General features: G+C 67.4%; 15 protein-coding genes. 3 read left to right on the top strand and 12 right to left on the bottom strand.

Translation table 11 applies throughout. The features are described from left to right. Window positions 1-136: 136 nt before the first annotated feature. Genes hpt through dacB form a run of 4 tightly spaced genes read right to left on the bottom strand, consistent with a single transcriptional unit; the run spans window position 137 to window position 4,080 of the window. The gene (hpt, locus tag G154_RS06760) at window positions 137-742 is read right to left on the bottom strand and encodes a hypoxanthine phosphoribosyltransferase (RefSeq protein ID WP_019510807.1); all 606 of its coding nucleotides are present in this window, start codon (window positions 740-742) and stop codon (window positions 137-139) included. Next, the gene (gene tilS / locus G154_RS06765; protein ID WP_023986369.1) at window positions 726-1,682 is read right to left on the bottom strand and encodes a tRNA lysidine(34) synthetase TilS; all 957 of its coding nucleotides are present in this window, start codon (window positions 1,680-1,682) and stop codon (window positions 726-728) included. Before tilS ends, hpt begins: the two co-directional genes overlap by 17 nt. Continuing rightward, window positions 1,661-2,704, bottom strand: a complete 1,044-nt coding sequence (locus G154_RS06770; RefSeq protein WP_187697569.1) for a zinc-dependent metalloprotease — start codon at window positions 2,702-2,704, stop codon at window positions 1,661-1,663. The genes tilS and G154_RS06770 overlap by 22 nt, the downstream gene beginning before the upstream one ends. After that, window positions 2,701-4,080 (bottom strand): D-alanyl-D-alanine carboxypeptidase/D-alanyl-D-alanine-endopeptidase, encoded by a 1,380-nt coding sequence (gene dacB, locus G154_RS06775; protein WP_023986370.1) that lies wholly within the window; start codon window positions 4,078-4,080, stop codon window positions 2,701-2,703. The genes G154_RS06770 and dacB overlap by 4 nt, the downstream gene beginning before the upstream one ends. Before the next feature lie 66 nt (window positions 4,081-4,146). On the opposite strand from dacB, the gene G154_RS06780 reads away from it, so the two are divergent. The 3 genes from G154_RS06780 (at window position 4,147) to G154_RS06790 (ending at window position 6,411) form a co-directional block, all read left to right on the top strand. Then, window positions 4,147-4,635 carry an inorganic diphosphatase gene (locus G154_RS06780; RefSeq protein WP_019510803.1) on the top strand — a complete coding sequence of 163 codons (489 nt, stop codon included), beginning with the start codon at window positions 4,147-4,149 and terminating at the stop codon, window positions 4,633-4,635. 71 nt (window positions 4,636-4,706) lie between these two features. Beyond that, the gene (locus G154_RS06785; RefSeq protein WP_019510802.1) at window positions 4,707-5,228 is read left to right on the top strand and encodes a 2-oxo-4-hydroxy-4-carboxy-5-ureidoimidazoline decarboxylase; all 522 of its coding nucleotides are present in this window, start codon (window positions 4,707-4,709) and stop codon (window positions 5,226-5,228) included. 34 nt (window positions 5,229-5,262) lie between these two features. Continuing rightward, window positions 5,263-6,411 carry an EstA family serine hydrolase gene (locus G154_RS06790; RefSeq protein ID WP_023986371.1) on the top strand — a complete coding sequence of 383 codons (1,149 nt, stop codon included), beginning with the start codon at window positions 5,263-5,265 and terminating at the stop codon, window positions 6,409-6,411. A gap of 8 nt (window positions 6,412-6,419) precedes the next feature. On the opposite strand, the gene G154_RS06795 is transcribed toward G154_RS06790, so the two are convergent. The 8 genes from G154_RS06795 to G154_RS06830 form a co-directional block, all read right to left on the bottom strand. After that, window positions 6,420-7,394 carry a 2-hydroxyacid dehydrogenase gene (locus tag G154_RS06795; protein ID WP_019510800.1) on the bottom strand — a complete coding sequence of 325 codons (975 nt, stop codon included), beginning with the start codon at window positions 7,392-7,394 and terminating at the stop codon, window positions 6,420-6,422. After that, a complete protein-coding gene (locus tag G154_RS06800; protein ID WP_019510799.1) occupies window positions 7,391-8,749 on the bottom strand; it encodes an enolase C-terminal domain-like protein in 1,359 nt (452 codons plus the stop codon). Before G154_RS06800 ends, G154_RS06795 begins: the two co-directional genes overlap by 4 nt. A gap of 97 nt (window positions 8,750-8,846) precedes the next feature. Then, a complete protein-coding gene (locus G154_RS06805; RefSeq protein ID WP_019510798.1) occupies window positions 8,847-9,641 on the bottom strand; it encodes an IclR family transcriptional regulator in 795 nt (264 codons plus the stop codon). After that, window positions 9,638-10,366, bottom strand: a complete 729-nt coding sequence (locus tag G154_RS06810) for a sulfite exporter TauE/SafE family protein (protein WP_019510797.1) — start codon at window positions 10,364-10,366, stop codon at window positions 9,638-9,640. Before G154_RS06810 ends, G154_RS06805 begins: the two co-directional genes overlap by 4 nt. Window positions 10,367-10,406: 40 nt before the next feature. Beyond that, window positions 10,407-11,438, bottom strand: coding sequence for an ABC transporter ATP-binding protein (locus G154_RS06815; RefSeq protein ID WP_234713110.1), 1,032 nt, complete (start codon window positions 11,436-11,438; stop codon window positions 10,407-10,409). Beyond that, on the bottom strand, window positions 11,431-12,450 hold the full coding sequence (locus tag G154_RS06820) for an ABC transporter ATP-binding protein (protein ID WP_023986372.1): 1,020 nt from the start codon (window positions 12,448-12,450) through the stop codon (window positions 11,431-11,433). The genes G154_RS06815 and G154_RS06820 overlap by 8 nt, the downstream gene beginning before the upstream one ends. Beyond that, window positions 12,450-13,433 (bottom strand): ABC transporter permease, encoded by a 984-nt coding sequence (locus tag G154_RS06825; protein WP_019510794.1) that lies wholly within the window; start codon window positions 13,431-13,433, stop codon window positions 12,450-12,452. Before G154_RS06825 ends, G154_RS06820 begins: the two co-directional genes overlap by 1 nt. Window positions 13,434-13,448: 15 nt before the next feature. Then, the gene (locus G154_RS06830; RefSeq protein ID WP_019510793.1) at window positions 13,449-14,378 is read right to left on the bottom strand and encodes an ABC transporter permease; all 930 of its coding nucleotides are present in this window, start codon (window positions 14,376-14,378) and stop codon (window positions 13,449-13,451) included. Window positions 14,379-14,380 lie beyond the last annotated feature (2 nt).

The following is a 14,380-nucleotide window of genomic DNA, read 5'->3' on the forward strand; positions in this document are numbered from 1 at the left end:
GAACCTCGCGGCGACCGAAGTCGCGGTCTGCGGCTCACCAAATCCCAGGATCGGGAACCGCGGCGTATTCGAACTTATGTTCGAGTCTACGCCGAAAGGCTGATTGCTGCAAGGAAAATTCTCGCAGCGGCACCCGCTACGGCGACTGGTAGACCTTCGGCTCCAGCGTGCCGATATAGGGCAGATCGCGGTAACGCTCGGCGTAGTCGAGGCCGTAGCCGACGACGAACTCATTGGGGATGTCGAACCCGATATAGGTGACGTCGACGTCGGCGCGCACCGCATCGGGCTTGCGGAGCAGCGTGCAGACGCGCAGCGACCGGGGATTGCGTGTCGCCAGGTTGCGCAACAGCCAGGACAGCGTCAGACCCGAATCGATGATGTCCTCGACGATCAGCACGTCACGGTCGTGGATATCGCGATCCAGGTCCTTGAGGATGCGCACCACACCCGAGGAGGACGTCGAGGATCCATAGGAGCTGACCGCCATGAACTCCAGCTGGGTGGGCACCCCGATGGCACGTGCCAGGTCGGTCACGAACATGACGGCACCCTTGAGCACCGTGATCAGGAGCAGATCCTGGTCACCGTCGCCCGCACGATAATCGGCGGCGATCTGGGCGGCGAGCTCGGCAGTCTTGGCCTTGATCTCGTCTTCGGATAGCAAGACCGACTTGATGTCGCCGGGATACAACTCCGCAGTCACGTCCACAGCGTAGCGGTGCTCACCCGACGGGTTCACGGTAGAGCGTCAGCAGCCCGTCCCGGCGGGCCACGAACAACCGCTCCGCGGGCACCTCATCGGGCACTGCCACCCCGCCCTGACCGCGCCATCGCGTGATCAGGGCCTCCACGGCGCGCAGCTGTCCGTCGTTGAGATCGCAGGCGCCATGTCCCAGCAGCCAGACGCGGATCACCCGGCGGCGGACCGCGCTGGGCAGAACCGCCAGAGCGGAGACGTCCAGGGTGTCGCCATCGGTGGCGTGGGTGTCGGCCAGCGCGTCCAACGCCTCGGTGTCCTCCCGCAGCGCGGTGGCGGTACGGGCCAGGGCCGCGGCCACGCCACCGCCGAGCACCTCCTCCAGCAGCGGGAGCACCTCGGTACGCAACCGGACCCTGGTGAAACGGGGATCGGTGTTGTGCGGATCGTGCCAGGGTGTGAGCCCCAGCTCCGCGCAGGCTGCCACCGTGGTGGCGCGGCGCTGCCCCAGTAGCGGCCGACACCACGGATCATCGAGCGGACGCATCCCGGCGATCGAACGGGCACCCGAACCGCGCCCGAGGCCGAGCAGCACCGTCTCGGCTTGATCATCGACTGTGTGCCCGAGCAGCACCGGCATACCGTCGCGACCGCGATCGAGAGCGCGGTAACGCGCGGTCCGCGCCGCCGCCTCCGGACCACCGGCGGTACCGACCTCGACCCGAAGAACCTGTGCGTCAACACATCCGAGCCGCAACGCGGTATCGCGCGCGGTGGCGGCCACCTGCTCCGAACCGTCCTGCAGTCCGTGGTCGACGATCAGCGCGGTCGTCGGTCGCAGCATCGCGGCCACCGCCGTGAGCGCCAGCGAATCGGCACCACCGGACAACGCCACCGCCCACGGCCCGGCAGAGCGCAGCTGTGTCGCAGCGAAAGCCGCTACGGCTGACCGTAATTGCGCTACAGGACCCGATCGATCCATCGCTGCGGTTCCTCGATCTCCTCCGGCTTGGGCAGCGTCTGCGCATCGGTCCAGATGGCATTGAAGCGATCCATCCCCACCCGGGACACCACCTCGTCGACGAAGGACTTGCCGCGGGTGTACTGACTGAGCTTGGCATCGAAACCCAGCAAGGTGCGGATGAGTCGCTGCAGCGGAGGTTGTTTGCGTTGGCGCCGTTCGTCAAAGCGATGCCGAATGGTGGCCACCGTCGGCACAACGGCGGGCCCGACGGCGTCCATGACGTGCTCGGCGTGTCCCTCCAACAACGTGCCGAGCACCAGCAACCTGTCCAGCGCCGCGCGCTGCGGTTCGGCCTGAACCGCCCGCAGCAACCCCAGTACACCGGTCGAATTCGGCTCGTCGGCGGAGCCGTTGCGTTGATTGCGCACATACTCGGCGAGCCGACCCACCAGGTCACCGATCTGATCGGCACCGTCACCTGTCAGCGTGTCCAGCGATGACGACATGTGCTCGGCCAGCCAGGGATTGGCGCGGAACTGGACCCGATGGGTGACCTCGTGCAGACACACCCACAGCCGGAAGTCGGCCGGATCGACCCGCAGTTGCCGCTCCACGGCAATGACGTTGGGATAGACCAGCAGTAACTCGCCGCCGTTGGAGAAGGGGTCGTACTGCCCCAGGATTCCGCTGGAGATGAACGCCAGCACCGCGCCCGTCTGGGCACCGGTGACCTTGCCGGCCAACGCCGCCGCGACGCCGCGGGATTGTTCGTCCGAGCCGCCGGTCATCGCCCGCATGGACTGGGTCGCCGCCTGCACCCACTGCGGACGGTCGACCACCCTGGCTTCGGGGACCTCGGCACCCTCGTTGAGGTGCGTCACCTCGCGGACCGGCAACTCGGCGGTGCGGGCAGCCTCGGCCAGCTGAGTGATGGCCTGATCACGGGTGTAGTCGGTGGTCGCCGGCGCGGGCCGGGACAGTTTGGCACCGACGGTGGCTGCCACCGCCCAGTCCACGGCGGCGCCGACCGACTGACTCATCCGCCGCACCCGCACAGTCGCAGCTTGGCGGCCAAGGCGTCGAGTGAGGTGCGACCGGTGGGACCGGCATTGTTGGACAACAACGCGAAGGTGAGCACCCGGCCGCTGCTGTCGGTGACGATGCCGGCCAGGCTGTTGGTGCCGGTAAGCGAACCGGTCTTGGCGCGCAACCAGCCCGCCGAGGCCCGCCCCTCGTCGGTGTCGAGATACCTGTTCGACAGCGTTCCGCTGCCACCGGCGATCGGCAGCAGGTCGACCAGCGGCCGCAGTTTCGGTTGGTCGTCTCCGACGGCGACAGCGATCACCTCGTCCAGGGTAAGCGCGGTCAGCCGGTCGTCGACCGAAAGGCCACTGGAATCAAACAGTTTGGCCCCGGTGGTGTCGATACCGGCGGCGCGCAACTGCCCGAGCACCGCTTGTGCCGCGCCGTCGAAGCTCTGCGGACGGTTCAGCGCGGCGGCCACCTCACGCCCGATGGATTCGGCCATCACGTTGTCGGACTCGTACATCATCTGGCGCAACCGCTCGATCAGCGGCGGCGATTGCACCGACGCGATCTCGTCGGCGTCAGCACTGGACCGGGTGCTGACCGTCACCGATGCCGGGTCGACACCCAACGCGACGGCCAGCGCACGGCCGGCATCCAGACCGGGGGTGCGCGAACGGCGCGAATCGTAGGACACCGGTTGGGTACGGCCGCCGTCGAGCATCACCGATTCCATCGGCGCGATATCGCCACCGTCGATGTCCAGCGGATCCCAGCCGATCGCCATCGTCGGGCCACTGTAGGCACTCAGGTCTACCTGCACCGCCGTGACCCGCACACCGGCCTTCTTGACCTGGTCGGCCAGGTCGCTGATCCGCGCCGCGCCCTTGTACCAGGTGGACTTGTCACCGCCGAAGGCCGACAGTGTCGGGTCGCCGCCGCCGCGCAGCACCACCACGCCGGGTCGGTCACCCTCGCGCACCGTGGTGGTCAGCCTGGCATCCCGGTCCAGGGTGAGCAGTGCCGCCGCGGTGGTCAGCGTCTTGTTGGTCGACGCCGGCTGCATGGGGATGTCCTCACCTTGGGACCACAGTTCCTGTCCGGTGACCGCATCGGTGACCCGGCCGGTGAGCATTCCCAGGTTCGGGTCGGCCAGCGCGGTGGCCAACATCGCCGCCATGCCCTTGGCCGTCGGCTCGGTCACCGCGTCGCCCAGCGGTGCCACACCGGGAGCCGCCGTCACCGCCGCCGGCTGGGCCGGCAATGCGTTCTTCGCCGCGGTCCGCGACGACGTCACGATCGCGGCGACCCCCACGACGACGGCGACAAGAACGAGAACCACCAGACCGATCACCAGGTGGGTTGATCGGCGCCATCGACCGGGCCGCATAACGTGCAGCGTATCGCTCCTCTAAGGTGGACCCGCCAGACCAACCGAGGCGAAGGAGCTGTTCGGGTGTCGTTCGACGTCGTCATCGAGATCCCCAAGGGGTCCCGCAACAAGTACGAAGTGGATCATGAGACCGGACGGGTCAAGCTGGACCGGTACCTCTACACCTCGTTCGGCTATCCCGCCGACTACGGGTTCTTCGAGGACACCCTCGGCGAGGACGGCGATCCGCTGGACGCCCTGGTGCTGCTGCCCGAGTCCGTCTTCCCCGGCTGCACTGTCGAGGCGCGGCCGGTCGCGATGTTCAAGATGACCGACGAGGCAGGCGGTGACGACAAGCTGCTCTGCGTGCTCGCCGACGACCCGCGCTGGGAGCACATCCAGGATGTCGGTGACGTCTCCCAGTTCGAGCTGGACGCCATCAAGCATTTCTTCGTGCACTACAAGGACCTGGAGCCGGGCAAGTTCGTCAAGACGGCCGACTGGGTCGGCCGCGAAGAGGCCGAGGCGGAGCTGCAGCGCTCGATCGAACGGTTCAAGGCCCAAGGTCACTGATCGGCTCCTGATTTAGCACCGCCGTAACACGCGGTAACCCGGCCGTGTCCTGGCCCTCTGATGATTGATGCGTGTTGCTGCATCAGGGAATCGGCCTGGACGTGTTCAACGCGTTGCCCGAACGCAAGGCCGTACATGCGCTCTACGAGTGCTGCAACAGCTACGTGCTGGCCCGCGAACTCGTCCGCGGCCGCCCTTATCCAGATCACGACGCACTGTTCCGCCGCGCCGATGCCGCGCTGTTCGAGCTGCCCGAATCCGCCGTGGATCAGATCCTGGACGCGTGCCCCGATATCGGCAGGCGACCGCGCAGCGCGAAGTCGCAGGCCGAACCCTGTGCGGTCTGGGATGACGATGCCGAACTGATGGCAGCGCTGAGCGCCGCCTCGCGGCAGTACGCGCAGCGCTACGGGTTCACCTTCGTGATGTTCGTCGACGGGCACTGCGCACGCGATGTCCTGGCCGCCGTCACCGACCGGATGCACCATGACATCGAGACCGAACGCAAGATCCTGCGCAACGAGCTGGCCAAGATCGGTCGAAGCAGGTTGGAACGGATGCTCGGCCCCGAGGGCGGTTACCAGAACTGGTAGATACGCCCGACGGTGATCGGCCATGATGGCTGCCATGACCGTCGACGGTGTGTGCGACCCCCGGTTCGAGCAAGTGGCCGACGCGCTCGGCCGAGCCATCGATGACGGTGAGGAGTGCGGCGCCGCGATCGCGATCGATATCGGCGGCGAACTGGTCGTCGACATCTGGGGCGGTCACGCCGACGCGGCGCGCACCACACCGTGGACCGCCGACACCATCGTCAACGTGTGGTCCTCCACCAAGAACGTCACCGCGCTGGCCGGGCTGATGCTGATCGACCGCGGCCTGGTCTTAGCGCAGACCCCCGTCGCCGAGGTGTGGCCCGAGTTCGGGGCCGGCGGCAAGGACCGCATCGAGTTCCGGCATCTGCTGACGCATTCCTCGGGAGTATCCGGGTGGGATCAGCCGGTGACACCCGAGGACATCCTGGACTGGGACCGCTCCACGACCATGCTCGCGGCGCAGTCCCCCTGGTGGGAACCGGGTTCGGCCACCGGCTACCACGCGCTCACCCATGGCCACCTGATCGGGGAAGTGGTTCGCCGGGTCACCGGAAAACCGTTGAAGCAGTTCGTCGTAGAGGAGATCGCCGATCCGCTCGGCGCCGACTTCCAGATAGGCGCCCGGCCCGAGGACGTCCCGCGGATCGCCGAGATCATCGCTCCGGCAGATCCTTTCGAGGGGATACCGCCCATGCAGGAGTGGACCGAGCAGATGCTCAAGACGTTCACCGGGCCGGCGCCGGACCCGCAGATCGCGAACACCCCACAGTGGCGGGCAGCAGATATCGGCGCCGCCAACGGGCACACGAACGCACGAGCCCTGGCCAAGATCCTGTCGGTGATCTCGCTGGGCGGCAGCGTCGACGGTGTCCGCCTGCTACGACCCGATACCGTCGAAGACATCTTCGAGCCACAGATCGAGGGACCCGACCTGGTACTGGCCGGGCACCACCTGCGCATGGGTCTTGGATTCGGTTTACCCAGTCCCGCAATCGGTTACATTCCGGACGGCAAGATCTGCTTCTGGGGCGGCTGGGGCGGATCCTGGGAGTCGATGAACCCGGACTCGCGCACCACGATCGCTTACGTGATGAACAAGATGGGCCCCGGCATCGAGGGGTCGGCCCGCACCGACCGCTACTTCCGGCTGATCTACCAGGCGCTCGACGGCATCGGTTGACCAACCGGTCAGCGCGTCACCACATTGTGCAGCGGCTCGCCACGCACCAGACGGCCGATATTGGCCGCGATATCGTCGACGCGGCCCCGGAAGGTATCGGTCGTGATGCCCGAGGAGTGCGGGGTCATCAGCAGGTTCGGCAGCTCGTGGAACGGAAGGTCCGCGGGTGCGCCGAGGGCGCCGCGGCCGGTGGCCTCGGGATAGCGATACCAGACGTCGATCGCGGCGGCGCCGAGACGGCCGGTACGCAGCGCGTCATAGACGGCGCGCTGGTCGACAAGCGGGCCGCGGCCCACGTTGATCAGGATCCCGTGCGGGCCCAGCGCATCGAGCTGGGTGCGGCCGATCATCCCGGTGGTCGCCGGTGTCAGCGGCGCTGACACGACCAGGACGTCCGATGCGCCGGCCAGCTCGTCGAGCCTGCTCACATCGTCCACCCGGTCGAGCCCGTGATCGCCGGTCACCCGGCCGGAACCGGTGACGGCCGCGCCCCCACACCCCCACTGCCGCAGCAGCTTCCAGGACTGTTGGCCGATATGGCCGAACCCGACGAAGCCGATCCGCGCACCAGCGAGCGTCGGTGGCTGGGCGATGGTGTCGTCGTAAACCGCGCTGGCCCAGACGTCCCTGCGCAATGCCGAATCCTGGGCCAGGAAGCCGCGACGCAACATGATGGCTGCCGCCACGACATACTCGGCGATCGACCGTTCGTGATGGAACGTGTTGGCCACCAACACATCGGGGGCCAGCGCATCGAACGCCACCCGGTCGGTACCCGCGCCGGCCACATGCACGAGCTCCAGTTTCTCGGCGACGGCGGCCATCTCGGCGGTGAACCGACCACCGACATGCACCGAGGCGTCACGCAGGCACTCGATCGAACCATCGGCATCCGCCCAGAACAGTTCGACACCTGTCGGTACCGCTGCCTCGAAGCGCGCCCGGTGTGGGACCAGGTTGCGATCTGCCACATAAACTTTCATGCGCGCTGCAGGCATGGCCGCTTGCTGTCGAACGTCCAGCCCGGGATCAGATACTGCATGGCGATGGCGTCGTCGCGGGCGCCCAGCCCCTCGGCGAGGTACAGCTGGTGCGCGGCTGCCACCCGGTCCTCGTCGAGCTCGACCCCGAGCCCGGGTGCCGCGGGCACGTCGAGGTATCCATCGACGATCTCGTACGGCGCCTTGGTGATGCGTTGGCCGTCCTGCCATGCCCAATGCGTGTCGATGGCGGTGATCTCTCCCGGTGCCGCCGCGGCAACCTGGGTGAACATCGCCAGTGACACGTCGAAGTGGTTGTTGGAGTGCGACCCCCAGGTCAGGCCCCAGGCCGCGCACAATTGCGCGACGCGCACCGAGCCGTTCATCGTCCAGAAGTGCGGATCGGCGAGCGGGATGTCGACGGCACCGGCCCGGATGGCGTGGCCCAGCTCGCGCCAGTCGGTGGCGATCATGTTGGTGGCCGTCGGTAGGCCGGTGGCGCGCTTGAACTCGGCCATCACCTCGCGCCCGGAGAACCCGCCCTCGGGCCCCACCGGGTCCTCGGCGTAGGCCAGCACGTCGGTCAGCCCCCGACAGGTCGCGATGGCGTCCTTGAGCAGCCATCCGCCGTTGGGGTCCAACGTGATCCGCGCCTGGGGGAAGCGACGGGCCAGTGCGGTGACGGCGGCGGCCTCCTCGGCGGCAGGCAGCACCCCGCCCTTGAGCTTGAAGTCGGCGAAGCCATAGCGCGCGTGCGCCGCCTCGGCGAGCCGGACGACCCCCTCGGGTGTCATGGCCTCGCGGTGTCGGACCTGCAGCCATTCCTCGGCAGGATCACCGGAGACGGCCTCGTCGGCGGCCGTGCGGTAGGGCAGATCGGTCCTGGCACTGTCCCCGACGAAGAACAGATACCCCAGGGCCTGAACGCGATCTCGCTGCTGTCCCTCCCCCAGCAGGGCGGCGACCGACACGCCGAGGTGCTGCCCGAGCAGGTCGAGCATGGCCGATTCGACCGCGGTCACGGCGTGCACCGTGACCCGCAGATCGAAGGTCTGGGCGCCGCGGCCGCCGGCGTCACGGTCGGCGAAGGTACGGCGGATGTCGCCGAGCACGTTGTTGTAGGCACCGATACCGCGGCCCTCGACAAGCGATCTGGCCTCGAGGAGCGTGCGCTCGATCGCGGCGCCACCGGGGACCTCGCCGACACCGGTGTTGCCGTCGGAGTCCTTGAGGATCACCAGGTTCCGGGTGAAGTAGGGGCCGTGTGCGCCGCTGAGGTTCAGCAGCATGCTGTCATGCCCGGCGATGGGGACAACCCGCATCTCGGTGACGATCGGGGTGCGCTTCGACGAGCTCATATCGACCAGCCTATAAATGTCGGTTGATGCACGTCCAACACTGATGTGGCATCAATTGATTCAGGGATTGAATGCTCGGGAACGTTCGCTGCCGACATCAGGCGAACCACTTATCGCCATTGGCCATCGGACGCAGCACCCGGCTGACCTTGTCACCGACGGCGCACAGTGCCTCGACGAGGCCGCGCTCACGTTCTGCGGTCAGCCGCGCCCTCGGTACCGAGGCGCTGATCGCGTCCTGAGCCGGCCAGCAGTAGCGCAGCGCGACGGCGAAACACCGCACTCCCTGGGTGTTCTCCTCGTCGTCGGTGGCGTAGCCGCGGATACGTACAGTGTCCAGCGCCTCGGCCAGCTCATCGTGGCAGGTGATGGTCGCCGGCGTGATCGCCGCCAACTCGGCGGGCAGGTGCTGGTGGCGATCGACGCCGGTGCGTTCGGCCAACAGCGCCTTGCCCAGCGCGGTGGCGTGTGCGGGCAGCCTCCTGCCGACCCGATTGATGGCGCGGCGATACTGCTGGGATTCCCGGGTGGCCAGGTAGACGATGTCGGTGCCGTCGAGGCGGCCGAGGTGGAATGTCTCGTCCCAGTCGCTGCGCAGATCGTCCAGGAACGGCGCGATCATGGGCAGATACGGATCTCCGTCAAGATAGCTGGTGCCCACCAGCAGCGCACGGATCCCGATGCCGTAGAGCGTACCGGTCTCGTCCGCACGCACCCAGCCCTGTGCCATCAGGGTGCGCAACAGTGCGTGTGCGCTGCTGCGCGGCATGCCGAGATCCTCGCTGATCTCCCGGATTCGGGCTGGCTCGTCCTGTCGCGCGGCCAGGTACTCCAGCAGCTCGACGGTGCGGACGGCCGACTTGACCCCCGCGCGTGCAGTCGATTCGGTCATAGCAGGCCTGTCTGTCGGACGACGAGAACCACCGCGCCCGCGGTGGATGCGGCGATGGCGGTCCACCGCTGCCGCAAGGGAGTGAGGATGCGGTTGGCATAGCGCGACAACACATATCCGAGAACCGCCGCCGGTATGAGCAGTGCGAACATCTGCACCGTGTGGTGGTCCACGGCACCGGTCACGCCCAACATGGCGATGGACATGAGCGAGCCGACCAGGAAGAAGCCGGCCATGGTCGCTCGCAGCTGGGCGCCACTGGTGCGCTGCCACACCAGCGCCATCGGCGGTCCGCCGATGGATGTCGCGGTACCGAGCACCCCGGAGGTGGCGCCGGCCAACATCAGGTTGCGCCGCCGGGGTTCGGGAATCCAACCCAGGCTGGTGATCGCCACGCCGGCCAGCACCACGGCCGCGATCAGGATCGCCAGGGCGCGTTCAGGAATGACCGCCAGCAGCAGTGCACCGGCGATGGTGCCGGGGACCCGGCCCAGCAGCGCCCACCCGGTTCCGCGCATATCGATGGCAGTGCCTTCGCGCAGCACCACCAGCAGCGTGAGCAGGGTGGCCAACATGATCAACGTGCCGGGTACCAGCGCGGGATCGATGATCGCGACCACCGGTGCGGCCAGCATGCCCATGCCGAAGCCGATGGAGCCCTGCAGGCAGGACGCCAACATCACCGCGACCATGATGACCGCGAACCCGGGCACGCTCGCGTTCATGTCCCGCACGCCCCGTGGTTCGAGGTCCCCGTCATCCCGCTCATGCGCTGTGCGACAACGCCGATGCCTCGTGCTGGGCAGGATGATGACATTCCGCAGTGTGGCCGGCGACCACGGGATCGACGGCCGACGGTGGACGCTGTCGGGCACAGATGTCGGTCGCGTGGGCACAGCGGGTCCGGAAGCGGCATCCCGACGGCGGATTCAGCGGTGAGGGCACCTCGCCCGTGAGCAGGATCCGCTCGCCGCGCGCCGCGTCGTGCAGCTTGGGCGCGGCCGACATGAGAGCGGACGTGTAGTGATGCTGGGGACGGTCGAAAACCGCTTCGGTGGGCCCGGTTTCGATGATCCGGCCCAGGTACATCACGGCAACCCGGTCGGCGACGTGGCGCACCACCGACAGATCGTGGGAAATGAAGACGTAGGAGATCTTCAGCTCCTGCTGAAGGTCGTTGAGCAGGTTGAGGATCTGCGCTTGAACCGAGAGGTCCAGCGCCGAAACCGGCTCGTCACAGATGATGACCTCGGGATTGAGCGCGAGAGCCCGGGCGATGCCGATGCGCTGGCGCTGGCCACCGGAGAACTCCTGCGGGTACTTGCCGAAAGCCTTCGCGCCCAGACCGACCAGATCGAGCAGGCCGCGCACCCGCATATCGCGGTCGGCGCGGGTCTTGTACAGGGATCTGTGTGTACGCCACGGCTCGGCGATGATCTCGGCCGCCGTCATCCGCGAGTTCAGCGAGGCGTAGGGATCCTGGAACACCATCTGCACGCGCCGCCGGAACTTCAGCAGTTCCTTGCCTTTGAGCGCGAACGGATCGATTCCCTCGAAGCTCACCGAACCCGCGTCGGGGCGTTCCAGCATCATCAGGGTGCGGGCGAGTGTGGATTTGCCACAACCGGATTCGCCGACCAGACCCAGCGTCTCACCGCGGGCCAGATCCAGATTGATGCCGTCGAGCGCGGTCAGTGTCTTGCCGCCGGATACCCGGAAGGACTTGGTCAGGTCGCGGACCTCGAGCACTGAATCGGCCGCCGTTGTCGAATCGGGCGTCATCGTCGAATCAGGCATGGGAGACCTCCGTGGGGAAGTGGCAGGCGGACGCGCGCCGGCTACCGACGGCCTGCAGGGCGGGTCGGGTGCTGCGGCAGATATCGGCGACCAGCGGGCAGCGGTCCTGGTACACGCACCCCGCCGGGATCGAGTGCAGGTCCGGCGGGCTGCCGCCGATCGATTTGAGGCCGGCACCGCGCTCGGCGTCGACCGGCACCGAATCGAGCAGCCCTTTGGTGTACGGGTGCTTCGGATCGGCGAAAACCTCGGACACCGGGCCGGTTTCGACGATGCTGCCGGCGTACATGACGGCGACGCGGTCGGCCTCCTCCGCGACAAGGGCCAGATCGTGGGTGATCAGCACGACCGCCATGTCGTACTCCGCACGCAGGCTCTTGAGCAGGGCCATGATCTGCGCCTGCACGGTGACGTCCAGCGCCGTCGTCGGCTCGTCGGCGATCAGCACCTTCGGGTTGAGCGCGACGGCCATCGCGATGAGCAGGCGTTGGCGCATGCCCCCGGAGAACTGGTGCGGGTAGGCCTTCATCCGTTCTTCGGGCTGCGGGATGCCCACGCGCGCCATCAGTTCCACCGCCTTGGCCTTGGCCTCTTTGGCCTTCATGCCGTGATGGATGCGGAACGGTTCGGCCAACTGGGTGCCGACGGTGTAGAGCGGGTTGAGCGCGGTCAGCGCGTCCTGGAAGACGATCGCCAATTCCGGGCCCGCCATCTCGCGCCGCTTCTTACGGCCCACCGAGAGAATGTCGACATCGCCGATGCGCGCCGTGCCGTCGGCGACCTGGGCCACCGGTTCGAGTAGGCCGACGAGCGCGGTGGCGGTCATCGATTTGCCGCAGCCGGACTCGCCGAGCAGTGCCAGCGTCTCACCGGTGCGGGCGGCAAAGCTGACATGGTCGACGGCCCGGACGGTGCCGGTGATGGTACGGATGTCGACGGTCAGTCCCTCGACCCGCAGCGCGGGATCGGCGTCCACCCGGTCCGTGGGGAGATGTTCTGCGACAGCAGTCATTAGATGGCCTTTCCGGACTTGGTGAAGCGGGACAGTCGCTTCTGCGGGACGGTGAGTCGCCACCGCTGGGCGGGGTCGGTGGCGATGCGGGCCCAGGCGGCCAGGATGGTCGCCGAGACGGTGGTGATCACGATGGCCAGCCCCGGCAGGAAGGACAGCCACCACGCGGTATGCAGGTAGGTGCGCCCCTGGGAGACCATCAGGCCCCAGCTGACATCGGGCGGCTGGATGCCGATACCCAGGAAGCTCAGCGAACTCTCCGCCAGCATCACGTAGCAGAAGTCCAGGGTCGCGACGGTGAGCAGGGTGGGCAGCACGATAGGCAGCACATGCCGGGTGATGATGGACCGCCCGCTTGCCCCGAACGTACGGGCGGCGTCGACGAATACGCGGCTGGACAGTTCGGCGGATTCGGCGCGGGCGGTGCGCAGGTACACCGGGATACGGGTGATGGCCAGAACCGCAACGATGTTGGCCGCGCTCGGGGAGAACACGTAGAGCACCACCACCGCCAACAACAGCGAAGGAAAGCTCATGATCACATCGGCCACGCGCATCGCGACGGTCTCCCGCCAGCCGCGGTAGTAACCGGCCCACATGCCGATGATCGAGCCGATGACCGCCGAGATCACCACGGCCGGAACGGCCACCGACAGGGTGGTCTGACAGGCCACGATCAACCGAGCCAGCATGCTGCGGCCCAGCGGGTCGGTGCCGAGCACATTGGCCCAGCCGTGGGCAAGGGTGAACGGCGCCTGATTGGAGTTGTCGAGGTCGATGCGGGTCGCCAGATCGCCGACCAGCATGGGGCCGAAGATCGCGGTGAGGAAGACCAGGCTGAGCACCGCCGCCGCGGCGGCGGCGACGCGGTCGTTGATCAGCAGGCGGAACCAGACTGAGCCGGCGGAGCTCTTCTTGGTGACCGGTTCGCCGACGATGGCGGTGGTCGGCTTGACCGGGACGAGATCGATCTGAGTGCTCATCTTCAGTTGGCTCCCTTAGACCTTGGCGGGTTCGCGGACGCGGGCATCGAGCAGCGCGTAGCACGCGTCGATGGCGATGTTGAGGATGAAGATGCTGACGGCGGTGAGCAGGACCGCCGCCTGCAGCACCGCGAAATCGCGTTGCAGGATGGCGTCGATCATGAGCTTGCCGATGCCTGGCCAGCCGAAGATGGCCTCGACCACCACCGCGCCGTTGATCAGGCCGACGGCCAGGTCGCCGGCCACGGTCAGGGCGGGAGCGGCGGCATTGCGCAGTGCGTGGTGGGTGACCACGCGCATATCGCCTGCGCCCTTGCTGCGCGCCAGCCGGACATATGGTGCCGAGAGCGCGGAAACCATTGCGCCGCGGACAACCTGGGTGAGCACGCCGAGAGGGCGGATCATCAGGGTCGCGATCGGCAGGACCCAGGACAACACACCCGCGTCGGTGCCGGAGGTGGGCAGCCAGCCCATCAGCACCGCGAACAGCCAGACGCCGGTGATGGCGAACCAGAAGTCCGGGATGGAGGCGGCGGTCATGGACAGCAGGCTGGAGAACCGGTCGGCCAGCGAGTTGGGCCGGTAGGCCGCCCAGCAGCCGATCACCACGGCGCCGATGATGGCGAGCAACATGGTGACGAATGCCAGTTGCAGGGTGGCCGGGAAGGCGCGCAATGCCATCTCGGCGGCCGATTCGCCGGTGCGCAGCGAGGTGCCGAAGTCGAGATGGATGACACCCTTGAAGTAGTCGAGCAATTGGACGATCAGCGGATCGTTGAAGCCGTTCGATTCGGCGAATGCGGCGCGCTGGTCGGCGGTGGCAGATTCGGGCAGGTACAGGTTGGTGGGGTCGCCGGTGAGCCTGGCGAGCAGGAAGACACCGAGCAGCACGATGATCAAGGGGATGGTGCTGGTGTATATCCGGCGCCGCAGGAATGCGAACATGG

Source organism: Mycobacterium sp. VKM Ac-1816D (assembly GCF_000416385.1).
GTDB lineage: Bacteria > Actinomycetota > Actinomycetes > Mycobacteriales > Mycobacteriaceae > Mycobacterium > Mycobacterium neoaurum_A.